Consider the following 23,432-nt stretch of genomic DNA (forward strand, 5'->3'; position numbering starts at 1 on the left):
CGTGATCGTGTCGGTCAGTGGTGCGTCCGGCCGGCCCCCGGCCCTTGGCACACATAGTTCGCGGCCTGATCGGCCGAGCCGGTTCCCGTCCAATGCGCCACGCTGGGATAGGCGCAGACCGGGCGCGTCGATGTCGGATCGCCGGCCGGCAGCCCGGCCAGCACGGCGAGCGGATTGGAATAATGGGCCGCGAGGATCTGCGCCGGCGCCACGCCCTGTTCGCGCCATTGCTCCAGCGCCGCGACGCAGTCGAGGCTGTTGGGTCCTGGTCCATCCCCGCAATGCATCATGCCTGGCGCGACGAACAGGCGGGCGAAGCCGGCTGTCGTCGCCGCGCCCATCTTCTTCTGGATGCTGCGATAATAGGCGATCGTCCCATAGGCGGTGACGGCGGCGTCGTCCCAGCCCTGGAACAGGATGAGCTTGCCGCCATGCGCCGCGAACGCCCGCAGATCGTCGCTATTGGAGTTGATGATGGGTCCGATCGTCGCGTCGGCCAGCACGACATCCTTGTGGAAGTCGAAGCTGCGATAGTCCCAATTGGGATCGCCCTTCACGATGGCGCCGAAGAACTGATTGGCGAACTGCGCCTGCGAGGAATCGGCCGCGGTGATCCACTGCGTCCAGTTCTTCGCCAGGCCCTCGCCGCCGACGGGAAAGCCCGGATAGATAGGCTTATGCGTCACGGGATCGATCGGGCCGCCGTAAATCTTCAGCAAGGCGTCGAGCTCGGCCTGGGTCAGGCAATCCGCGCCGTCGCCGGCCTTGCACAGAAGCTTGCGCGGATCGAAGCGGCAGGTCGAGGGATCGTTGATGATGCCGTCCGTGACGCCGTCCCTTGCGTCGCATTTCGCCATCACGGCGCTCTGCACCAGCGACAGCTTGGCGTCCGAAATCCGGCTTATCGCCGTTTCGCTCAGGGCGCGCTCGTTCCACAGGAAGTTGGTCATCAGATGGGTCCAGGAATTCGCCGGCGCGCCTGCGATGATACCGTCGTAATCGTCCGGATAGCGGATCGCCTCCATCATCGCCTCGTGGCCGCCATTCGAGCAGCCGCGGAAATAGGAATATTTCGGCGGCTTGCCGTAATAGGCGGCGATCAGCGCCTTGGCGAACACGGCGGTGACGTGATCGGCGCGATAGGCGAAGTCCTTCACCTTCTCGGGATGGCCGATCGCCCAGCTCGCATCGATCTTGGGAAAGGGCGTCTCGTGACCCAGATCGTCGCCCGCCGTCGCATAGCCGCGCTCCAGCGCCTTGCGCATGTCGAGCATCGGCGCGGCGACCGTGCCGCCGAAGCCGCCATTGCCGGCGCCGAGGAATTTCTGGTTCCAACCGGCCGCTTCGGGCAGCCAGACCTCGGCCATGATCGACGAATCCGGCGTCGGCGTCAGCGTGACCGCGACGCGGCAGAACTTCGCCGGCGCCGGCAGGCTGATGGGCAGGCCGGGCAGCGCGATCGCCGTGTTCGCCTCGACCATGGCCGCCGACGTGATCTTGCCGTCGACCACGGGAAATTGCGCCAGGTCTTCGCACGCCGCCTGTGCGGCGCCGGCGGCGAACAGCATGCTGAGGCCGGCCGCGATGGCGAGTGCGGGCCGGCGAAGCGCCGGCATGAATGTCCTTGAACGCAAGTTGAACCTCCCTCGATGTGTTTGACCTGAAGCGATGCGCTCAGGCCGTCTTGGCCTCGCTGAGCGCGAGTTCTTCGATCATCGCCTCGCGGATGACGAATTTCTGGATCTTGCCGGTGACCGTCATCGGGAATTCGTCGACGAAGCGGATGTAGCGCGGCACCTTGTAGTGTGCGATCTGGCCCCGGCAGAAGGCGAGGATCTCCTCGGCGTCGGCCTTTTCGCCGCTGCGCAGGCGGATCCAGGCGCAGAGCTCCTCGCCGTATTTCGCGTCCGGCACGCCCACCACCTGCACGTCCTCGATCTTGGGATGGCGGAACAGGAATTCCTCGATCTCGCGCGGATATATGTTCTCGCCGCCGCGGATCACCATGTCCTTGAGCCGTCCCACGATGTTGCAATAGCCGTCGGCATCGATGATCGCGATATCGCCGCTGTGCATCCAGCCGCCCGCATCGACCGCCTCCGCGGTCCGCTCCGGATCGTCCCAATAGCCGAGCATCACCGAATAGCCGCGGGTGCACAGTTCGCCGCGCGCGCCGCGCGGCGTGATGGCGCCGTTGCCGTCGACGATCTTGACCTCCAGATGCGGCAGCACGCGGCCGACGGTCGAGACGCGCCGCTCCAGCGGGTCGTTGGGAGCGCTCTGGAAGCTCACCGGGCTCGTCTCCGTCATGCCATAGGCGATGGTGATCTCGCGCATATGCATCTTGTCGATCACCCGGCGCATGATTTCGACCGGGCAGGGCGCGCCCGCCATGATGCCGGTGCGCAGGCTGGATAGATCGAACTCGGCAAAGCGCGGATGTTCGAGCTCGGCGATGAACATGGTCGGCACGCCGTGCAGTGCGGTGCAGCGTTCTGCCGCGACCGTCTCCAGCACCGACAGCGGATCGAACCCGGCGGCGGGAAAGACCATCGTCGCGCCGTGCGTGATGCAGGCGAGATTGGCGAGCACCATGCCGAAGCAATGATAGAGCGGCACCGGAATGCAGAGCCGATCCCCCGGTCCGAGATTCATCCGCAGGCCGGTGAAGTAGCCGTTGTTCAGGATATTGCGATGCGACAGCGTCGCGCCCTTGGGCAGGCCGGTGGTGCCGCTGGTGAACTGGATGTTGATCGGATCGCCGGTCGTGAGGCCGACGCCCTGCGGCATCTGTTCGTCGGCGGGCGCCAGGGTGGCGATCTCGTCGAAGGCGAACCAGCCTGGCCGCTTCGCGCCGCCGATGCGGATCACGCGCTTCAAGGCCGGCAATCTCGCGGCCGCCAATTGCCCGGAGGGGGATGTTGCGATCTCGGGCGCCAGGGTCTCGATCATCGCCGTATAGTCGCTTGTCTTGAAGCGGTCGGCGCAGATCAGGGCGGCGACACCGACCTTATTCAGCGTGTATTCGACCTCGGACAGCCGATAGGCCGGGTTGATCGTCACCAGGATGATCCCGGCCTTGGCGGTCGCGAATTGGGTGAGAACCCATTCGGCGCAATTGGGCGCCCAGATGCCGACCCGGTCGCCGGCCGACAGGCCCAGCTTGCGGAAGCTGGCGGCGAGGCGATCGACGCGCCGGCCGAATTCGGCATAGGACCAGCGGATGTTCTGATGCCGCGAGACCAGCGCCTCGCGCTCGGGCCAGCGCGCGATGGTGGCCGTCAGCGCCTCGCCGATCGTATAATCCAGCAGCGGCGGCGCATCGGCGCCGCGAACCAGGCTTTCCATCCCTCACCTATTATACAAAGCGTGCTGCCGCTTCTTTCGACCATAATAGACCATTAAATGTCATTTTCAATCATATTATATCTTGACCAATCGCCCCCGGCGGCCAAAAAGGCGTCGGCCACAGGATGACGATATGCGCACGCTCGACCACGACCTTGGCGACACCGCCAACATGATCCGCGATACGGTGCGTCCGTTCGCGGACGACCGAATCGCACCCATCGCCGAGGAGATCGACCGCAGCAACACCTTCCCGCGCCATCTGTGGCCCGAGATGGGGGCGCTCGGCCTGCACGGCATCACGGTGGAGGAGGAGTTCGGCGGCCTCGGCCTCGGCTATCTCGAGCACGTCATCGCGATGGAGGAGGTCAGCCGCGGCTCGGCCTCGGTGGGGCTGTCCTACGGCGCGCATTCGAACCTTTGCGTCAACCAGATCCGCCGCAACGGCACGAAGGAGCAGAAGCGGCGCTATCTGCCGGGGCTGATCTCGGGCGAGCAGGTCGGCGCGCTGGCGATGAGCGAGGCCGGCGCCGGCTCGGACGTCGTGTCGATGAAGCTCAAGGCCGAGCGCAAGGGCGACCGCTTCGTCCTCAACGGCACCAAGATGTGGATCACCAACGGCCCGCATGCCGACACGCTGGTGGTCTATGCCAAGACCGATCCCGCCGCGGGCCCGCGCGGCATGACGGCCTTCCTGATCGAGAAGACCTTCAAGGGCTTCTCGCATGCGCCCAAGCTCGACAAGCTCGGCATGCGCGGCAGCGACACCGCCGAGCTCGTGTTCGCGGATTGCGAGGTGCCGGAGGAGAACATCCTGGGCGGCCTCGGCAAGGGCGTGAACGTCTTGATGAGCGGGCTCGATTACGAGCGCGCCGTGCTCGCCGCGGGCAGCCTCGGCATCATGCAGGCCTGCATGGATGCGGTGGTGCCGTATGTCCACGACCGCAAGCAGTTCGGCGAGTCGATCGGGACTTTCCAGATCATGCAGGCCAAGCTCGCCGACATGTATGTCGCGCTCTCCGCGACGCGCTCTTACGTCTACGCCGTGGCGCGGGCCTGCGACCGCGGCCAGACCACGCGCAAGGACGCCGCCGGCGCGATCCTCTATGCCGCCGAGAAGGGCACCTGGATGGCGCTGCAGGCGATCCAGTGCCTGGGCGGCAACGGCTATATCAACGACTATCCGACGGGGCGGCTCCTGCGCGACGCCAAGCTCTATGAGATCGGCGCCGGCACCAGCGAAATCCGCCGCTGGCTCATCGGCCGGGAATTGTTCGAGGAGAGCGGGAATTGATGACGGCACTCAAATCCTCCCTCGCCCCCAGCTCCCCCGCCTTCAAAACCAACGCCGCGGCCATGGCGGCGCTGGTCGAGGAACTGCGCGCGCGTCAGGCGATCGCCGCCCTCGGCGGCGACGAGCGCTCGCGCAAGCGCCATACCGAACGGGGCAAGCTGCTTCCCCGCGAGCGGGTCGAGCGGCTGGTGGACCCGGGTTCGCCCTTCCTCGAACTGTCGCCGCTCGCCGCCTATGGCATGTACGAAGGCGATATCCATGGCGCCGGGATCATCACCGGCATCGGCCGTGTCGCGGGCCGCGAATGCGTCATCGTCTGCAACGACGCGACCATCAAGGGCGGCACCTATTATCCGCTCACCGTGAAGAAGCATTTGCGGGCGCAGGAGATCGCGGTGCAGAACCGTCTGCCCTGCATCTATCTGGTCGATAGCGGCGGCGCCAATCTGCCCAACCAGGCGGAGATCTTCCCCGACCGCGATTATTTCGGCCGCATCTTCTTCAACCAGGCCACCATGTCGGCCGCCGGCATTCCGCAGATCGCCTCCGTCATGGGCTCCTGCACCGCCGGCGGTGCCTATGTCCCGGCGATGAGCGACGAGACCATCATCGTCAAAGGGCAGGGCACCATCTTCCTCGCCGGCCCGCCCTTGGTGAAGGCCGCCACCGGCGAGATCGTCACGGCGGAAGACCTCGGCGGCGCGGATGTGCATGCCCGCCAGTCCGGCGTCGCCGACCACTATGCCAATGACGACACCCACGCCCTGGCCATCGTCCGCCATATCGTCGCTGGCCTGAACACGGCCAAGCAGCCGAACATCCCGCTCAAGACGCCGAGGCCGCCCGCCTACGACATCGCCGAGCTCGACGGCATCGTGCCGCCCAGCCTCGCCACGCAATACGACGCCCGCGAGATCATCGCGCGGCTGGTCGACGGCTCTGAGTTCGACGAGTTCAAGAAGCTCTACGGCACCACCATCGTCACCGGCTTCGCCCATCTCGAAGGCATCCCGGTCGGCATCGTCGCCAACAACGGCATCCTGTTCAGCGAGAGCGCGCTGAAGGCGGCGCACTTCATCGAGCTGTGCTGCCAGCGCAGGATCCCGCTTCTGTTCCTGCAGAACATCTCCGGTTTCATGGTGGGCAAAAAATACGAGGCCGGCGGCATCGCCAAGGACGGGGCCAAGATGGTGACCGCGGTCGCCAACGCCCAAGTGCCCAAGATCACGCTGATCGTCGGCGGCTCCTACGGCGCCGGCAATTACGGCATGTGCGGCCGCGCCTTCAGCCCGCGCTTCCTGTTCTCCTGGCCCAACAGCCGCATCTCCGTGATGGGCGGCGAGCAGGCGGCGGCCGTCCTCGCCACCGTCCACCGCGACGCCGACACATGGACGCCGGAAGAGGCGGAGGCCTTCAAACGGCCGATCCGCGAGCGCTTCGAGGCCGAAGGCAATCCCTACCACGCCACCGCCCGCCTCTGGGACGACGGCATCATCGCGCCCGCCGACACGCGCCGCGTGCTCGCACTCGCCTTCAGCGCCTGCCTCAACGCCCCCATCGCCGAAACAAAGTTCGGCGTCTTCCGGATGTGATGATGTTCCGCTCCCTCCTGATCGCCAATCGCGGCGAGATCGCCGTTCGCGTCATCCGCACCGCCCGCCGGCTGGGCCTGCGCACCGTCGCGGTCTATTCCGACGCCGATGCCGGCGCCGCCCATGTCGCACTGGCAGACGTGGCCCTGCGCCTCGGCCCGCCGCCGCCGCGCGAATCCTATCTCAACATCGCCGCGGTGCTCGCCGCCGCGAAGCAGAGCGGCGCCGAGGCCATCCATCCCGGCTACGGCTTCCTGTCGGAGAATGCGGAGTTCGCCGAGGCCTGCGCGGCGGCCGGCATCGTCTTCGTCGGCCCGCCGCCGGCGGCGATCCGCGCCATGGGCCTCAAAGACCGCGCCAAGGCGCTGATGGCCAAGGCCGGCGTGCCGGTGGTGCCGGGCTATCTCGGAGACGATCAGTCTGCGGATCGTCTCCAGGCCGAGGCCGACCGGATCGGCTATCCCGTGCTGATCAAGGCGGTCGCCGGCGGCGGCGGCAAGGGCATGCGCAAGGTCGAGCAGGCGGCGGAGTTCGCGGGCGCGCTGGAAGGGGCCCAGCGCGAGGCAAGCGGCGCCTTCGGCAACGATGCCGTGCTGATCGAGAAGTATGTCTCGCGCCCGCGCCATATCGAGGTCCAGGTCTTCGCCGACGCCCATGGCAACGCCGTCCATCTCTTCGAGCGCGACTGCTCGCTGCAAAGGCGCCACCAGAAGGTGATCGAGGAGGCGCCCGCACCGGGGATGTCGCCGGAGATGCGCGCCGCGATCGGCGCCGTAGCGGTCAAGGCGGCGAAGGCGGTGGCCTATGTCGGCGCCGGCACGATCGAGTTCATCGCCGATGCCTCGGACGGGCTCCGCCCCGACCGCATCTGGTTCATGGAGATGAACACCAGGCTGCAGGTCGAGCATCCGGTGACCGAGGCGATCACCGGCACCGACCTCGTCGAATGGCAATTGCGCGTCGCGTGTGGCGAAACGCTGCCCAGGACGCAGGATCAACTCGCCATCGACGGCCATGCGGTGGAAGTCCGCCTCTATGCGGAAGATCCCCAATCCGGCTTTCTGCCGTCGATCGGCACCCTCGAAAGGCTGCGCTTCCCGAGCGAGGTCCGCATCGATACCGGCGTTCGGCAGGGCGATACGGTCACGCCGTTCTACGATCCGATGATCGCCAAGGTGATCGCGCACGACGCGACCCGCAGCGGCACCATCGCCAAGCTGGCGCGGGCGCTCGAACAGGTCCGCATCGCCGGCCTCAAGACCAATAACGGCTTCCTGATCCGCACACTCCACCATCCGGAGTTCATCGCGGGCGAGGTCGATACCGGCTTCATCGCGCGCCATCTCGCGCAATTGCTGCCGCCTGCAGCCCCGCCGCCGCACATCCTGGCCGCGGCCACGCACTTTATCGTGCACGAGAAACCCCTACCGGGCGGCGACCCCTGGAACGCGCGCGACGGATTCCGCCTCGGCGCCTCGCGTCCGGCCGCGGTCGAGTTTTTGGTCGATGGCCGGCGCATCCTCGCCGAAGCACGGCCCGCGCCGGGCGTGGAGATCTTGCGCCTCGCCTCGGGGGCTCTCGCGGCGATGGAGAACGGCCTCACCTATATCGTGGCGCTCTACGATCCCTTCGAAGCGGCGGACGCCTCCGGCGCTCCCACCGATCGCGTCGTGACGCCGATGCCGGGCAAGATCGTCCAGCTCTTCGTGCGCGAGGGCGACCAGGTCGCCAAGGGCCAGCCGCTCGCCATCCTCGAAGCCATGAAGATGGAGCACACCCTGTCCGCACCCGCCGCCGCCACAGTCGAGGCTATCGCGGTGGCGCTCGGCGACCAGGTCGGCGAAGGCACCATCGTCGTGCGCTTCGCGGCGCCGGAACAAGTGTAGCGCTGCTGTCGTGGCCCGCTAAAACCTTCCTTTTGAAGTAGCGGCTTGGACGGTTGCGGCTTCGGACCGCCCGCCTCCGCGAAGGCCGCGTGCTGGAGGTTGCCCAAGGCGCGCGCCTGGCGCTTCGGCACAATCTCGGCCTCGGCGGCGCATGCGTCGTGACGCTCTACCCAGAGCAACCGAACGCGGGGCAACGCGGTCGGACGGGTCTCGCTCGTCAGGATGCCGCGCCTTTCTAGAGCTTCACCATCATTTTTCCCGTGTTCACGCCGTTCAGCAGCGCGATCAGCGCGGCGCTCGCATTCTCGATGCCATCCATGATCGTTTCCCGATACTCCACCTTCTCCGCCTTGATCCAGGCGGTCATCTCTTCCAGGAATTTCGGATGAAGGTCGTCGAAGTCGGTGGTGACGAAGCCGCGGATGTTGATCCGATTGTAGATGATGGAAGACAGATTGCGCACCCCGATCGGATCGTCGTTATAGGTCGAGATCATGCCGCACACGGCGACGCGGCCGAGGCTGTTCATGCACGCCAATGCGGCTTCGAGGTGCTCGCCGCCGACATTGTCGAAATAGACGTCGATGCCTTTGGGGGCCGCTTCCCGCAGGGCCTCCGCGATCGGTCGGCGCTTGTAATTGATCACGCCGTTCAGTCCGAGAGATTTGAGCCAGTTCGCCTTGTTGTCGCTGCCGGTGCTGCCGATCACCGTGGCGCCCTTCAGTCTGGCAACCTGCACCGCGATGGAGCCGACCGCGCCGGCCGCGGTCGAGACGAAAACCGTCTCGCCGGCCTGCATTTTCGCGATGGCCAGAAGCCCGCCATAGGCGACGAAACCGGTCCCGCCCAGGACGTGCAGATAGACGGTCAGCGGCAGCGCGGGATCGGGCGAAAGCTTGCCGAGATACCGCCCGTCGGCGACGAAATGCTCGCGGTAGCCGAAGGCGGAGCGCACGATGTCGCCCTCGCGGAAATCGGCGTGGCGCGATTGCGTCACCCGCCCGAGCGCAAATCCCATCACCGTCGTGTTCAGCGCGTGGCCGTGGGAGAGGCGCGGCCGCGTCGCCGGATCGATGCTGAGATAGACATTCTCGACCGCGACCTCGCCGTCCCGCGGTTCCGGCAGAACGGTCTCGACAAGCTTGAAGCCGTCCTCTTCCAGCGCACCCTTCGGCGTTCGCACCAGATGGAGTTCTCTCGTTGCCGTCATGGAATTCCTCCTCAAGGGAGGCCTGCCGTCAGGGGCAGGCCGACATAGTTCTCCGCCAGGGTCGTCCGGGCGGCTTCGGATTCCAGGATATAGGCCAGTTCGGCCCGCTGCATGCGCTGCCCGAACCCGTCCGTGCCGGGAAAGTCATGAGTCAAGGACGTGAACCACCAGCTGAACCGTTCCGCCTTCCAGACGCGCGCCGGCGCGCGGCGGGAATAGCCGTCGAGCGCCGCAGCGCGTCCGGCATAGAATTCGATCAACGCCTCGCCCAGAAAAATGGAATCCGTGACGGCGAGATTGAGGCCTTTCGCCCCGGTCGGCGGCACGATATGCGCGGCGTCGCCGAGCAGAAACAGCCGGCCATGCCGCATCGGCCCGATCATGACGCTGCGAAGCGGCGCGATCCATTCTGGGCGTTGATCGCGACACGAAGGTCAGCTTCATGCGCGTCGGCGCCATCAATGCCGTCATTCGCGGTGCCACGATCGTTGCTGAAATCGCGGCGGCGGAGGCGCGGGACACCGGCGGCCTGGCGGCGGGCAGGATGGATTTCGAGGAATGTGTGGCGTGCGCCGTCCTTTATTTCGAGACGATGGACGTGCTTGCCGCGATGTATGGCGACCGTGTCGATCCGGAGCTCGAGATCAGCCCGACCGGCGACGTGCGTTACGACCACGCGTTCGAACGGCGGGCGCTGGTGCCCAAGGGCGAACGGCGTTACGTGCGGGAACGCGACGATACGGCCGAAGACTATGCCATGCGCTTTGCGAAACAGGAAAGCGCGGGACAGACGAGCGCCGACTTCACTCACGCCTTTTGAGCGCATAGACGAACTGATTCTCGCAATAGGCGCCCGTCACTGATGTGATCTTGACCAGCAACAGCGGGATTGCGCGTGAACCCTTTGAGATGTCCGGCTTGCGTGTGATGGCGCCGATTATCGAGATCGAGGGCACCCTTGATGCCCAGGCCCTTCATCGCCGCGCCAATGCCGGCGAGCGTCGCAGTGTAATCGTTACCTCGTGCCACGACGGCGAAGCCGGGTTTCTTGAACAGGACGAAGCGCACATTCTTGGCGAGCGAAAGCGGCGCGGGCTGCACGATGCACGTCGAATGGAGCGGAAAGATGATAAAGCCGGGCGAGACCGACGCATTGGAACGCCGTTCGAGAACCTCCAGTCCGTAGTGTCGTCGCGGACCGCTCCGAGTACCAGCATGTCCAGAAGCGATACGCCGAAAATACGTCCTTGCGCCAAAGGTGACGCGCCAGTGCGGCGCGCAAATTTATCAGGTGGTGTTCGATGCCCCGTTTATCCTTGGGATCGAGCGATGTCTCGTCGACCGCAAAATCCTCGATCGACTCGAACCCCTTCAACATATTGTGTTTGTTCTCGAGGTATGTCTGGGCCGCCAGCGCCACATTGGACGCATGCCGGTCCGATTTCAGGTTCGTTTTGGCCATGCGATTGGACCGCGTGAAAGCGCCGGAGTCGGCGTATCCGCCCGGTCTGAACTCAATGGCTTCGAGTGCGAGTCATCCGCCGATTCTCGCCGTGAACAAATGCCGATTTCCCGCCTCGGATTTTTCCACGGATTTCGGTGCCGAAGTCTGCTTTTGTACGCCGTTCGGTGCCGAATAGAACAAACGGCCGATTTCAAAAGTCCGCGGGAACCCTGGAAATAATGGTGGGCGCGGCAGGGATTGAACCTGCGACCTATCCCGTGTGAAGGGAAGTAATAGCTATTATAGCTCAACGTGTTAACTCAAATTAACGGCCTTTTCCACGATTTTTCCACGGCCTGATGGATCGGGACGAACGCCATCCCGTGCGTGCTCGCTATCAATCGTAGGATGGCGCGGTTTTGATAAGATCAGCAGAGGATGGGGTTTCTGCTCGCATCGAGACGGTGCTGAAGATCGCGGCCGCTCGCGCCCGGTACGCGCACGTCGAGGATCAGGCCCCCCGGCGGATCCGTCGTGCCGGAGGTTCATCAGTTCCTCGGCGAGGCGAAGCCGAGCGGTTAGAGCCCCGCCGACAGGATGAGCTCCGAAGGGATTGACGATGATAACGAGCGGCGAAGTTATTTGCGTCAACTCGGATCGCCTGCCGTCCGCGGTTCGCTCTCGGTAGAGCCGCTGATGCGGGTGACGACACCGACGCGGTCGGTCAGGCGTAGTCGATTCGACGACCTGCAAGCTGGATGATTTTCGGCCGCAGATCGGAAAGTATAGTAATGGCGCGGACCTCCTCGCCGCGGAGCCGCCACGTCAGGGCGCTCATGAGTTGGAGCACCAAGGCGAAAGGCTCGTCGCCGTTCGTCGGAGCCTGGAGCCGCCACCAATCGCCCGCCTCTGCATACATCTTGTTGCGCAGGAAGAGCATGCCTTTGCGTAGGATGGATTGTTCTTCGACGCTCAGCCAGCCGATCTTGAGCAAGCGGTTGAGCTTGCCGCTTTCGTCGACCATATCGTTCGGGTCGAGAGAGAGTAACGCCTCGATCTGTTCCGGACTTGCGAAGGCCACAGCCTTGCTTTGGCCGAGTTGGGCCATATCGGGGAGCGCCGGCAGCGACAAGCCGGCGCTGGCATCGAGCTCGAGCGCGATCCTGTGACCGGCATCCGACTGCGCAAGTCGCCGGTCCATGATGAGCGAGTCGATATCCTGCACAAGCCGCGATTCAGCTGCATGCGCAAGCCTTCCGCGTTGGCGGTCGTGATCGTCACTGCTCATGCGTCTTCTCTCGAAAGCGAGCGACCACTTCCAGGTACGTTTCCGCGCTCAGGTCGCTGAGGCCGGATATGCTGTCGTGCACATCGGCGGCATCTCCGGAGCGCCAAGTCGGCTGACCTAGATTCGGCAAGCGGCCCATAAGGGCGCTGCGGAACGCCTTGGACCGGATGGTGGGCATCTTGCCGCCGTCCTGTTTGGCGGTGAGCTTCTTATCTTCGTCGGGCATGGTGCCGTCCTCCTAAATCATCGCAAGACTGCTGCTCAACTCGACAATGGCCGTGTGTTCGAGCGTCTTGATGGCGTCCATTGTCTGTTCGAGCGTCCGCAAATTGCCGCTGTATTCCTCTTTGAGATTGGCCAGGCGCTCGAAGCGCGCCATCTCGCCCCGCCGCAGAACGTCTTCCAGCAATCCGCTCAAATAACGCGCACGGTCGCGCAGGGCCGCGACTGTCGGCTCTTCGTGCTCATAGTCGGGCCTCGCACGCAGATCGATGAGCAGCGGTTCGAACTCCTGAAAGCGCCCGAGTTCGTTGACCAGCGCCCGCCGCGTCTCGGCGGCCAGCGTGGGGTCGCGCAGGAAGCGGGCGGACGCGGAACGAAACACGCCGAGCAGATCGCGTCGCCTTTCCTCCACGGCTTGATCCTGCATCAGGATCGCGCGTGCATGATGGCTGACCAAGCCCATGACGACCGCGGCCTCTATCCATTGGCGCGCGCGCGCGCGCATGTCGCGCTGCGTCCAATAGCAAAGGCCGCCCAAGGCCGCGAGCAGGTCTCGGTTGCGGGGATCGAGTTGAAGGCCGCGCAGCAGCGGATCGGCCATGCGTTCGAACGCCGTTTGAGACACTCTGCCAGGCTTTTCCGCCATAGCGCGGCCGAGCGCGAGGATGAAGAGTATGCCGCGATAGACATTGCGGGGAAATGCCAGGTCCGCATCCTCGACCGGAGAGAACACATCCTCGGCCGTATCGTAGTCGACCGGCGGCAAGCCTGAGGGCATATAGCGCTCGGCGAATTGTTCCGCTTCCGCAACGGCCGCCGCGGTATTGCCTTCGACCAGGGCCGCGCGCGTCGACAGGCCAATGCGCATCACCTCCAGCGCGGCTGACTGTTTTTCATCGAACCCCGGGAGCCGCGCGATATTGCTCAGGATGTCCAACGCCGCTCCGGCGGCTTTTCGCCTGACAGCCTTCGATAGGTCGCTCATGGCGATGTTCAGGCGCACCGGCAACACGGCATCTCTGAGAGAACCGAGCGCGATCACGCGGTCGAAGCAGATCTGCGCGGCTTCGACGTCGCCCCGCCCAAGGAGCCCCTCGGCCTTGTACAGCAGACAAACGCTTTCATTGTGGCTGAAGGGCAGCGACAAGCTCGCGAGCGCTTGCCTGCTTTTGTCGAAGCACTCGAGCGCTTCGTCGTACTTTCCTGCAAATCCGAGCGCCAGACCGAGCGTATACTGCGCCATCGCGTTCTTGGGCGCGGCAGAAACCACTTCGGTGAGATCGGCAACGACGCCATCCAGAAGCTTCTGGCGATAGTCGGCCGTCTCCCCTTCCGCCGGATAACTGTAAACCTGTAGCGCAGCATAGCTGCGCAGATAGAAGAATTCGAGCTGGTCGCTCTTTTCCAATTTCAGTTCCCGGATGTCCGCGGCCTTCACCAGGGCCGCGCGATAATCGGCGTCCCATACTTTTTGTGCCAGTTCGCCCAATCTGAGCTTTTGGGCCGCCCGGCCCGCGTCCCGGAACGGGCCGGGAAGCGAGATGACTCCGATCGACACCAGAAGTAGCGTCACATCGATGGCCAGGAGGAGGAACAGCGCGGTCAGCACGATGGCCTGGCGCTCGGGTGAAACCTCGACGAAGATTGCTTGAGACCCGTTGACCGGCTCGGGCAGTCGAGATGCGGCCTGAAGCCGTTCCTGATTGAGCTGAGCTTCCACTTCCGCGCGTTGCCGCTCGAGCTCGGCTTTGCGCGCATTCAGCCGCGCGATATTTTCCTCCGCCGGTGCGTTCCACCCGAATAGAGTGCCGACGGGCAGGCCTTTCGGCGTGGCGCCGGCGAAGAATATGACCAGTGTCGCGATGGCGAAGACCGCAATTGTCCCGAGCCTGCGCCCGGTCGCGCCTTCTTCCTCCGTGCCGCGTCTGAAGACGGCCACGGCAAAGACACCCGCTGCAGCCCATGCGATCCAAGCCAGGTAGATCATGGCGACGCCCTTTCAGATCCGATCACGCGAAAAGCCAGGCATCGTCCGGCCAAGGTACGGGGCGATCGATTTCGTCGTTGTCCGGAACGGCCAACCGGGACCTGGCGGCGCCCATTTCGACGACGATGGAATCCAGCCCGGCGCTTTCCGCCAAGCCGCGTAGCCCGCCAACCTGCGCTGCCATCGCTTCGGCCAGGGCTAGCGAGCGCGTGCGCGGCCACAGATCCATCGCCTGCTTGAGGCGGGTCCAGCCGTCTGCAACGTAATCGATGGAATGGCCCGCTCGAACGATGCCGACATGGGCGGCGACGTCGAGCATCAACGCAAAGCACTGTGCATAGCTGCCGCGATCGCCGCCGCGGTCGCCGGGAAGCGACTGGATCGCGCGCATGCACTCCCTGCAGTCCTTGGCGGTAAGCGTCCATTCGCCGCGTTCCAGATGGAGGCGCGCCAGCAAGAGCGCGCGGACCGCGCTGTTCCACGTGACGGCGCAAGGCGCGGCGAGGAATTGGCGCGCCGCGGCCGGCGCGTTCAGCCAACGCCCCATCGCATACGCGACGAACAGGCGCTCATTCTCCGGCAGAGCATGCGCGCCACGGTGGACAAGCTCCTCGATCATGGTGGCAAGCGCTTCAAGCCCTTCGGGTCCTTGTGCGAGCAGCGCATGCACGCGACCGGCCAGCGTCTCGGGCGGCCTCGGCGTTCCGGCCGTCGGCTTCGGCAGAGGCTCGGTCAAATCCTGTTCGGGCTGGCGTCCCCCCCGCAGCCTTTCGATGGTGCGCCATGGAACCTCCTCGGGCGGCGCGCTCTTCGCCATGGATTCCAGGATGGCAAGCGCGCGATCGGGACATCCTTCCATCTCCCAGCCGCCGGCCAGAAGCGGGGGGGATAGCTCGGCTTCCAAGCGCTGGAGAGCGGCGAGAGCCTGATTGGTCGTCCAGGAACGTCCATAAGGAGGGCTCACGCAACTGAGAACGAAATCGCCCAGGCGCTGTGCTGCTGCGGAGAGGCTGCGAGGTACGGCGGCAGCGGTCATGCTGCGGACTGCGCCGGTGCGGACCGACCGGTAGGACAGCTGGCGAAGCAGCAGCTTCATCGGCGCCAATCCAGCAGTGCTGTCGTCCGCGACCAGCGCGTGATGCAGCAGCGCTCCGGCCATATAGACGATATCGGTGCCGGAACGGCGCGCCAGTTGTTCGCCGCCCAGCCACGCGATCGCCTCGGGCGAGCCGGTTGCGAGGTCCTTGAACTGCACCGCCTCGAAGGGCAACGGCAGGAAGACCCAGCTCTCGCGTCCGCTATTGTCGGTCTCCAAAAAACATTGGGGAGGCGACAGTAGATAGGCGTGGGGGGCCAGTTGCTGAAGTTCGCTGGCGGCGCGGAAAAGGCCGAGCGCGGCCTTGATCGCCTGCGATAGATGAAGCGCGGGCTCGCGCCGCCATTCGGGCGCTAGCAGCGAGAGCGCCGTCCGCACGCCTTCGGCGGCGGGCCAGTTGAGCGTGTAGCCGAGCTCGCTGCGTTCGACAGTGGCCGGGCCGAAAACCGGCGGGCGCGCCAATTTCGTTATGGCATTGACCGCGCCGCCGATCGCCTCATCGTTGCGCAGGCTGGTCCGCAACAGGGCGGTGACGGCGCCGGACGGTGCCACGGACAGCTGTCCGGTGGGGGTCACCCATTGTGCGGGGACGTTTGCGGTCATCGCCCCGTCTCAGGCGGCGCTGTGCCGGTCGAGGATCGAGCGGATTCGAACGATCGCCTGGCCTTGTTGCTGGAGGTTCTTGGAGTGCTGCGCGAGTACCAGCTCGGCAAGGGCGGTGGTGAGATCGCCTTGCGCGGCGGCCGGAAGGCGGTTGAGCGCGGCTTGCGCTTGGGTGACGAGCTCGGCGACGCGGTCATCGCCGTCCTCCTTTCCGGCGGAAGTGTTCGGAAGGGTCATGACGTTGTTTTTTTCGATCATGTCGGCAAGATCGATCCGGCGTTTTTCGACGAGGGCATCCTGTCCGCGTTGCAGCTTGATGTCCTTGACCGCACCGGTTTCGGTGTGCACGACTTGGCCGTTGAAGATGCCGTTGGCATCCAGTGCGAATGTCACCTCGAAATGGTGGGTGCCGACGGGCGCCGGCGAAAGATCGGGGATCACGACCTCGCCGATCTGATAATTGAGACTCGCCTTTGGGTTGTCGCCCTGGAACACCGGAATCCAGATGCTGGTCTGGTTGTCCTCCGCCGTCGTGTAACCCTTCCTGTGGACGCGGGCGGGTATGTACTTGTCCTTTTCGATCAGCGCATCGTATTTGTCGTCTTTGAGGCCGATGCCCAAAGTATGGCTGACGACGTCTTTGATGTCGGTTGGGACCACATTGCCCGGCAGCTCGGCCGTCTCTTCGATGACGAGAGGCTTGTCCTCGTCGAACACCGGACCTTGACTGGGCTTGTAGTCCATAGCCAGACGCGCCGCCCCGATCGAAACGATCTCATCCGGATTGAGATCGGACTTGATCGGCTTCTTGTAGGTCTCGCTCAGCATGTCGCGCACGAAGGGTATCTTGCTCGAGCCGCCGACCAGCACGAAGGCGTCTACATCGTCCCAAGTGACCCCAGCCTTCTTTCCGGCGCTTTCCATCGCGACATCGACTTCGCGACGGGTCTTTTCGAGCAATGGCTGTATGCGGCGCTTGAGCTCTGCCGGACTGATGTAATAGCAGACTCTGTCGATGTCGTCCGCCGGATCGTCGAGTTCGAATGCCTGCTCGGTCATCGAGTTGCACAACGCAATCTTGACGCGCTCCGCTTCCAGCCGGACGCGCCCGCCAAGCTTGTCGTCGCCGCTGAAATTGCGGCTGTACTCGGCCTTCATCTGACCGAGGAACCAGTCGATCAGGATTTGGTCTATGTCGCCGCCGCCGAGATGGGAGTCGCCACCCGTGCCCAGGATGTCGAACTGCCGCCCATTGCGCACTTTGACGACGGAAACGTCAAACGTTCCTCCACCGAAATCGTAGACCACGAAGGTCAAGTCGTCGTCCTCGTCCAGGCCATAGGCCACCGCGGCAGCCGTCGGTTCATTGACCAGCAGACGCGGATTGAGACGCGCCAGACGGGCGGCCTCTTCCGTTGCCTTTTTCTGCGGCTCCTTGAAATAGGCCGGGACGGTGATCACGGCGTCGTGGATGGGCTCGCCGATGAACCGTTCGGCATAACCTTTTAGCTCTTTGAGGATCGCGGCCGAGACGAACTCGGGCTCGAACTCGCGGCCGGCGGCGGACTTCATCCTTTTCGCGCCGGTGGTTTCATCGCGCTCGCCCATCAGGCGCTTGGCTTCGATGATGACGCCGCCCGGATCTCTCTCGAGCTTGCGCCGCGCCGCGTCGCCGACGGAGATCTGACCGTTCTTGGCGATATAGACGACCGACGGCGTGGTCCTCTGGTTCTGCGGGCTCGGTATGACGACCACGTCGTTCTTGGTCGTCGAGAAAACCGAAACGACCGAAAAGGTCGTGCCCAGATCGATGCCGATGACTTTGTGATATTCCGCCACGATCATTCCCCTTTCGTCACATTGTCCAGGTCGCGCAGGGATATCCGGCTGTCCTCTGGCGCCGATGCCGCGGCCGTGCCCTGCGCAAGCGCATTCAATATTTCGAGAATGGCGGGATCGGCGCCCGACGGCGCCCAGAGCCTGCGGCAGCGCGGTGTCGGCAGCATTGCGTCCGGGCCCGCCGTCTCCAAGAGCCATTCCGACACCAGCCCGGCGCGGCTGTGGCGCCGCATCGTCTGCTCGACCGAGCCCGGCTGCACGGTCAGCAAGACATTCTGCGGATGTGCCGCGTCATAGGCCGCTCGACGGCGGTCGTCACCGATGAGTTCGCCGATCTGGTCGAGCTCCCGGATCAGCCTCTCGTCCGGATCGTCGGCGACGCGGCCGCCTTTGGCTTTGAGCCGCTTGTTGGCTTCGCCGCGCCGCTGGTCGATCAGGGCGTTGATTTCTTCGGTCTGCGCCGTCGGAGAGACGCCGAGCTGCGCATACGGATTGTCCTGGCTGATCGCCAGGAACAGATGCGGCCGCGGCCGGGACTGCACGCGGGAAGAGACGACGGGATCGTTAGCCATCGCGGTCCACCTCCCCTTCCAATCGTTCGAAAAGCTCCGCCATGTAGCTGGGGATGCTGGACCGGGTCATGTACGGATCGAGCAGGCCCAGCGCGGCTTGAAACTGGCCGATTGCACCCTTGGCGTCGCCCTGCTTGCGGCGCTCATAGGCTTTCATCGCCGTGGCGAAGGCGCGACGGAAGTTCAGTTCCGCACCTTCCGTTTCGTCGGGAGGCTCCAGATTCGCCAGCAGGTTCAGCGCGTCGTCCGCGTTGCCGTCGCGCAGCAGACGGCTTGCGAGAGCGATGTGCTGGCGGAAGGCGAGGCGGGGATAGCTGTCGACGAATTCTCGCAGTTCAGCGGTGCGGACTTCGCCGAATTGCGCTATGGCGAGATCGGCCTCGTCGAAGCGGTTGAGAGCCAGAAGCGCGAGAACGTACAGGCGGCGGATGCGCGGCTGTGTTCGAAGGTCTTCGTCCAGTCCTTCGATGAAAGTTTTGGCATCGTCGAACCGCCGTTCTCCCAGCAGCGTGCCGGCGTGTTCCAGGGCCGCGACCACGGCTTGTTGGTGCTGCTGCGCTTGCGCACGTTCGATGACCACCTGAGCGCGGTCTGCGCTCTCGGGCACGATCTCGCGCGCCAGCGCGGCGATCGCCAGAGCGGTCGCGGTCTCGTCCGGCTGGCGCAGCGCTTCGACGAGGTCGCTGCGCCAGGAGGCGGCAAAGTGACCGATATCGTCGATGCCGGCGGGTTTCTCTCTGCTGCCCCGGCGCGCGGAAACGCTGCAGAAGGTTCGGGCAAGGTCGATCAGCCAGGTCTGGGGGTGGTTCAGCCGCCCGATCACGCGGCAAGCCTCGGCGACCGCCTCATCCAGCCTGTCGTCTTTGATCGCCGTGTCGATCGTGCTCCGCGCGACCGAAAGATAGGCCTCATCGATATCTTCGGTGAGGCGCCGCAGAACCGGGCGATAGATGGTGCCGGCGGAAAGGGCGTAGGCTGCGCGAAAGCTCTCGAGCGCCTCCTGCGGCAAACCGGCTTCCAGCCGGCAGCGGCCATAAAGAAAGTGCAATCCGCAATCGAACGGAATCTCTTCCGATGAAAGCTCCTGCAACGCTCGCCGTCCGGCCTCAAATGCGCCCAGCGCATGGAGTTTTACCGCCCGGGGCGACCGCGTGGCCAATGTCCTCAGGCCGCGTGCTTCGAGCGCCAGTTCGCGTGCGCTGATCTGCGCGGTACGGGTCAGGCAGCGGGCGACGCAGCGGTCCGACCATTCGATGGCGTCGTCGAAACGATCCGCCAGCACCAATTGCCGGACGAGATCGGCATACAATCTCCAGGACGAGGGTGCGTCGGCGATCTCCGCCTGCAGCGCCTCGATCTTCTGCGGATCGCCGGCGCTGGTCGTTTCGATGTCCGTGGCCGCGAAGGCTTGTCCGGCCTCACCTTTGCGGCGATGCTCGGCAAGCGTCTCGTCCAGTTTCTCGATGCTGTCGCGCAGCCACTCGTTTTGGCTGTCGTCGAGCTGACGGAAGCGGCCGATGGCGCGGCGGGCCTCGTCGAAATATCCGCCAAGCGTGAACATTTCCGCGGCGCGGAACTCGTTTTTCGAATCGGACGGAGAGGCTGCGCGAGCGCGGCTTATGTAGGAGAGAGCGGCCTGTGCGCGCTCTTTCTGGTCGCGGGCCGCGCCCTCATAGGCGGCCAGCGACATGGCTCGGAGCAATGTGGCCTCGGCATCTGCGACCGCCGCGCGAAGGCCTTCCATGCTTGCCTCGCTCGCCAATCCCTTGGGGAGCGTTAGCCGACGCGCCGATCCCGCCAGCTGGCTCAGTGCATAGGGGGGCGAAGGCTGCCCTTGTATGCGATTGAGCAAGTCCGGATCGGCGAAGCAGAACTCATGCGCCAGCCATTCGCGCAGGTCCTCCGCCAAGCTCATCTGGCTGTAGTCGGGCGACCAGCGCCAGCAGATCAGGCAGGCTTCGGCGAGCGCGATAAGATGCTGGCGCAACAGGGCGCGCGCTTCGTCCCCGGCGAAGGCATCCGGCACGTCCGGCGATCCGGTGTCTTGTGCTCCGCGCTCGGTCATGGCGGCATAGTGAGTCGACGCAAGCGCCGCCGCGTCGCTCCACTGCTTCGCAAACAGCTGGGAAAGCTCGGCCCCTTCCTCCATCACGAGGACGGAAAGGGATTGACCGAGCGCGGTCAGCGCCGCCGCCCGGGCCGACGCCTGATCGCGGTCGGCGGGATCAAGAAGAACCGGACCTGCGCCGACGGCCAGCGCGAAATGCGAAAACAGCAGCTCGGCGCGCTTGTGATGGAACCATTGCGGCAAGACATCCGGATCGCCTTTGACGATGTCCTGATTGAAAATCAGATGACGATAGCCCTCCTCATCTTCCTTCTCGCTGAACAGCCCACGCGCGAACGTTCCGGCATGGAACGATTGTTCGGCAAACACGCGATGCGTCTTGATGATTTGGCCGACGAGCGGACCGGTCACGCCCAGCAGGAGGAGGCGATATTGCTGCCGGTTCAACATCTGCCAGGCGTCGTGATAAGCCTCCTGCTCGCGCATCAGCGTGAAAAGCGCGGCTTGGTTTTGCTGATACACGAGATCGTAGGGCGAGCCGCTCAAGCTGCGTTCCGTGAAGCGCAGCGCCCGCGGATAGTCTCCTTGTGAGGCCGCTTCGGCTGCCAGCCTCGTGTGAAAGCCGAGCGCCAACTGGCGCAGCGCGCCGCGATCGGGGAAGCGCGCGCAAAGCGCGCTCAACCAGCGGGCCACGCGCAGCTCGCTCGATGCGTTTGCGCTCGCGTCCGCGGCCAGCCTGTCGGCCATGATCTGCAGCAGGATAGCCTCGGCGCGCGATCCCGCGGCCTCGCCTGCCAGCGCTGCGGCAAGCTGATCGGAGCCGGCTGCCGTCCAATCCAGGACTTTGTCGAGGATGGCGTTCAATTCGGGACGGGGTCCGATACGCTTGCGGTGACGCATCGCGAGCGCCGGACCGTCCTTGGGATGGAGCAGGACCAGTTTAACGAGCAGATCCGCCCAGCAGGGTAGGAACTGATCCGCGTCCGGTAAACCTCGCAGATAGCGTTCGACCCTGGCGGCATTGGGAGCCAGGACGATCTGGGCTTCCGCGCGAAGGAAACGCGCCAAGCCGAAATCGGGATGGGCGGTTTCGATCGCGCTGGCAATCGCGCGGGCTTGATCGGCGCGTCCGGCGCGCATCGAGAACAGGGCGCGCAGATAGTCGATCAAAGGCGCGGACACGCCCTGCTCCTGCAGGTCGCGCAGGAGCGCGATGCCATCCGCGAAGCGGCCGAAGCGGGCATGGAACAACGCCGTGCGAACCTGGTGCAGGGGTTCGAAGGGTTCCGCCCTGTGCGCATCTGCGAGGAGCGTCCGGCCTGCCTCCCAACTTTCCATGTGCAGTGCCGCCAGGCTGCGCAAGCCTGGAGCGGCGGCCATCGCGTCCTGTCCGAGGCGCGTTGCAGTTGCCGCGAGGCCGAAGATCCCAGCTTGGCTCATGGCGGCACCATCCGCATGCTGAGGTCGCCGGCCGCGCCGGTCGTCAACACCGCAAGGGCGCGGGCGCCATGAAGCGGCGCGGCCATCATGACGCCGCCCTCGACGGCGCAGCGCGGGGCAGCGTCGATTTTTTCGATCACATAAAGGCGTCCCTCGCGTGTCCAGGCGGCGGCAAGCGCGGAACCGGCGGCTCGGCAGCAGCCCATGACCCATGCCTGAGGCGGCAGCGGCGCCGGCTGAAGCCGATCGAGCTCGGCACTCGCAAGAAACATCTTTCCGGCATCGGTCATGATCGCGAAAGGCCAACGCCCCGCACCGAGAAACAGGACCTCGCGGACTCCGTCCTCGATTTGAAGCGGCGCGACGCGAACGCGGTCGGTGGCCGCCTCGACGAAGCCCAGCCTGGTGGCGGAAAACAGACCGACACGTTGTATATCCACCGCCGGGAAGAAGCCGAACGGACGCCCCAGATCGGTCGCGTCCGCCCAGCGCGTCTCTCCCGTCCGGCTGCCGTCGAGTGCCACGCGTCCCAGCTGACCCTGCGCGCCCAAGGTGTAAAGGACGTCCTCGCCGGCCGCGGCGAGCGCGACGACCGCTTCGCGTTGCCGGCAAAAAATCTCGGCTTTCGCGTTGGCGATGTGCATCACGGCGCCGGAGACCGTGCCGGCATAGAGTCGGTCTGCGACATTGCACAGCGACAGGGCCGGCGCGGCGAGACGCCAATAGTCCCAGCAGTCGCGCTGTAGACAGGCCAACATGGAATCGCAGGTGCCGACGACGAGCTTGCCGGCCGTGTCTTCGATCCAGGCGAGCGCGTTTGCCAGTCGTGGCAGCGGAGCGAGCAGCCCCGTTTCGGTCATGCCGATCCATTCCCCGCGGTCGGTCACCACGAAAAGGTCGGCGCCAGACGACACCAGTTCGACAGGCTGGCCCTCGCCGGCGATGGACAACGACGCCGTCCGCTCGGTCGTCCGCGCCGGGCGGACGCGCGGCGCTTCCTTGCGAGCGCGGTCGGGCTGCGCGCCCCATTCGGCGATGGCCCGGCCCTTCGCCGCCCAGTCGCGTCGCGGACCGGGCGTCTCGCGTTCGATGCCGCAGAATATCTGCCAGAAGCGTGCATCGGCGTCATCGTCGTCCGGCTGCCAGTCGATGCGGAGCAATGGCGAGAGATACGGCCCCAATGCGCCGTAATCGACTTTCTCGCGTCCCAGCACGACCAGACGCACGTCTTCGCCCGCATTGCTGCGATCGCCGAACAGCTTCAGCTCGTGCCGCGTCCAGGGCCGGCGCGTCCATCTTTCCGTGACGACGAAAACCGCAGCCTCGGACTGCCGCGCCGCCGTCAATATCTGCTCGCCATAATCGCCGCCGGCAATCTGCTCTTCGTCCAGCCAGACCGAGAAGCCTGCCGTGGTCAGCCGTCCGGCGAGATTGCGCACGAAGGCTGCATTCTCCTCCGGCGTATGGGAGTAGCTGATGAAGACCTGCTTGCCGGCCCGCGCGGCAGGTGCAATCTGTTGATTGGGCGTCGGTTCGGCCACGC

Annotated in this window: 17 protein-coding genes; 4 read left to right on the forward strand and 13 right to left on the reverse strand. The window is 65.0% G+C overall.

From position 1 onward, the window contains the following. Window positions 1-14: 14 nt before the first annotated feature. Window positions 15-1,616, reverse strand: coding sequence for a tannase/feruloyl esterase family alpha/beta hydrolase (locus tag WDM86_00255; GenBank protein MEI9988445.1), 1,602 nt, complete (start codon window positions 1,614-1,616; stop codon window positions 15-17). A 58-nt stretch (window positions 1,617-1,674) separates the two neighbouring features. Then, window positions 1,675-3,348, reverse strand: a complete 1,674-nt coding sequence (locus WDM86_00260; GenBank protein MEI9988446.1) for an AMP-binding protein — start codon at window positions 3,346-3,348, stop codon at window positions 1,675-1,677. 133 nt (window positions 3,349-3,481) lie between these two features. Here WDM86_00260 and WDM86_00265 point away from each other — a divergent pair, with 133 nt between their 5' ends. Genes WDM86_00265 through WDM86_00275 form a run of 3 tightly spaced genes read left to right on the forward strand, consistent with a single transcriptional unit; the run spans window position 3,482 to window position 8,120 of the window. Beyond that, window positions 3,482-4,642, forward strand: a complete 1,161-nt coding sequence (locus tag WDM86_00265) for an isovaleryl-CoA dehydrogenase (GenBank protein ID MEI9988447.1) — start codon at window positions 3,482-3,484, stop codon at window positions 4,640-4,642. Next, window positions 4,642-6,234 (forward strand): carboxyl transferase domain-containing protein, encoded by a 1,593-nt coding sequence (locus tag WDM86_00270; protein MEI9988448.1) that lies wholly within the window; start codon window positions 4,642-4,644, stop codon window positions 6,232-6,234. The genes WDM86_00265 and WDM86_00270 overlap by 1 nt, the downstream gene beginning before the upstream one ends. Window positions 6,235-6,236: 2 nt before the next feature. Beyond that, on the forward strand, window positions 6,237-8,120 hold the full coding sequence (locus WDM86_00275; protein ID MEI9988449.1) for a biotin carboxylase N-terminal domain-containing protein: 1,884 nt from the start codon (window positions 6,237-6,239) through the stop codon (window positions 8,118-8,120). A gap of 235 nt (window positions 8,121-8,355) precedes the next feature. Here the strand turns inward: WDM86_00275 and WDM86_00280 are convergent, their stop codons facing one another. Next, window positions 8,356-9,330: an NADP-dependent oxidoreductase gene (locus WDM86_00280; protein MEI9988450.1), complete on the reverse strand. Its 975-nt coding sequence runs from the start codon at window positions 9,328-9,330 to the stop codon at window positions 8,356-8,358. Between the two features lie 11 nt (window positions 9,331-9,341). After that, entirely contained in the window at window positions 9,342-9,734 is a 393-nt protein-coding gene (locus WDM86_00285) for an FAD-dependent monooxygenase (protein ID MEI9988451.1), read from the reverse strand. A gap of 38 nt (window positions 9,735-9,772) precedes the next feature. Between WDM86_00285 and WDM86_00290 the strand changes: the two genes are divergently transcribed. Then, on the forward strand, window positions 9,773-10,150 hold the full coding sequence (locus WDM86_00290; GenBank protein MEI9988452.1) for a hypothetical protein: 378 nt from the start codon (window positions 9,773-9,775) through the stop codon (window positions 10,148-10,150). Here the strand turns inward: WDM86_00290 and WDM86_00295 are convergent. The 9 genes from WDM86_00295 to WDM86_00335 form a co-directional block, all read right to left on the reverse strand. Beyond that, complete coding sequence (locus tag WDM86_00295) at window positions 10,138-10,431, reverse strand: hypothetical protein (protein ID MEI9988453.1); 294 nt, start codon at window positions 10,429-10,431, stop codon at window positions 10,138-10,140. The genes WDM86_00290 and WDM86_00295 overlap by 13 nt on opposite strands. 1,067 nt (window positions 10,432-11,498) lie before the next feature. Continuing rightward, the gene (locus WDM86_00300) at window positions 11,499-12,062 is read right to left on the reverse strand and encodes a hypothetical protein (protein ID MEI9988454.1); all 564 of its coding nucleotides are present in this window, start codon (window positions 12,060-12,062) and stop codon (window positions 11,499-11,501) included. Beyond that, entirely contained in the window at window positions 12,052-12,288 is a 237-nt protein-coding gene (locus tag WDM86_00305; GenBank protein ID MEI9988455.1) for a hypothetical protein, read from the reverse strand. Before WDM86_00305 ends, WDM86_00300 begins: the two co-directional genes overlap by 11 nt. A 12-nt stretch (window positions 12,289-12,300) precedes the next feature. Continuing rightward, window positions 12,301-14,271 carry a tetratricopeptide repeat protein gene (locus WDM86_00310; GenBank protein MEI9988456.1) on the reverse strand — a complete coding sequence of 657 codons (1,971 nt, stop codon included), beginning with the start codon at window positions 14,269-14,271 and terminating at the stop codon, window positions 12,301-12,303. Between the two features lie 22 nt (window positions 14,272-14,293). Then, window positions 14,294-15,970, reverse strand: coding sequence for a hypothetical protein (locus tag WDM86_00315; protein ID MEI9988457.1), 1,677 nt, complete (start codon window positions 15,968-15,970; stop codon window positions 14,294-14,296). A 9-nt stretch (window positions 15,971-15,979) separates the two neighbouring features. Further along, window positions 15,980-17,815 (reverse strand): Hsp70 family protein, encoded by a 1,836-nt coding sequence (locus WDM86_00320; GenBank protein ID MEI9988458.1) that lies wholly within the window; start codon window positions 17,813-17,815, stop codon window positions 15,980-15,982. Further along, window positions 17,812-18,381 carry a hypothetical protein gene (locus tag WDM86_00325; GenBank protein MEI9988459.1) on the reverse strand — a complete coding sequence of 190 codons (570 nt, stop codon included), beginning with the start codon at window positions 18,379-18,381 and terminating at the stop codon, window positions 17,812-17,814. The genes WDM86_00320 and WDM86_00325 overlap by 4 nt, the downstream gene beginning before the upstream one ends. Next, window positions 18,374-21,889, reverse strand: coding sequence for a hypothetical protein (locus WDM86_00330; protein ID MEI9988460.1), 3,516 nt, complete (start codon window positions 21,887-21,889; stop codon window positions 18,374-18,376). Before WDM86_00330 ends, WDM86_00325 begins: the two co-directional genes overlap by 8 nt. Continuing rightward, the gene (locus WDM86_00335) at window positions 21,886-23,430 is read right to left on the reverse strand and encodes a TIR domain-containing protein (protein MEI9988461.1); all 1,545 of its coding nucleotides are present in this window, start codon (window positions 23,428-23,430) and stop codon (window positions 21,886-21,888) included. The genes WDM86_00330 and WDM86_00335 overlap by 4 nt, the downstream gene beginning before the upstream one ends. Window positions 23,431-23,432 lie beyond the last annotated feature (2 nt).

This window comes from Rhizomicrobium sp., from assembly GCA_037200045.1.
Classification (GTDB): Bacteria; Pseudomonadota; Alphaproteobacteria; order Micropepsales; family Micropepsaceae; genus Rhizomicrobium.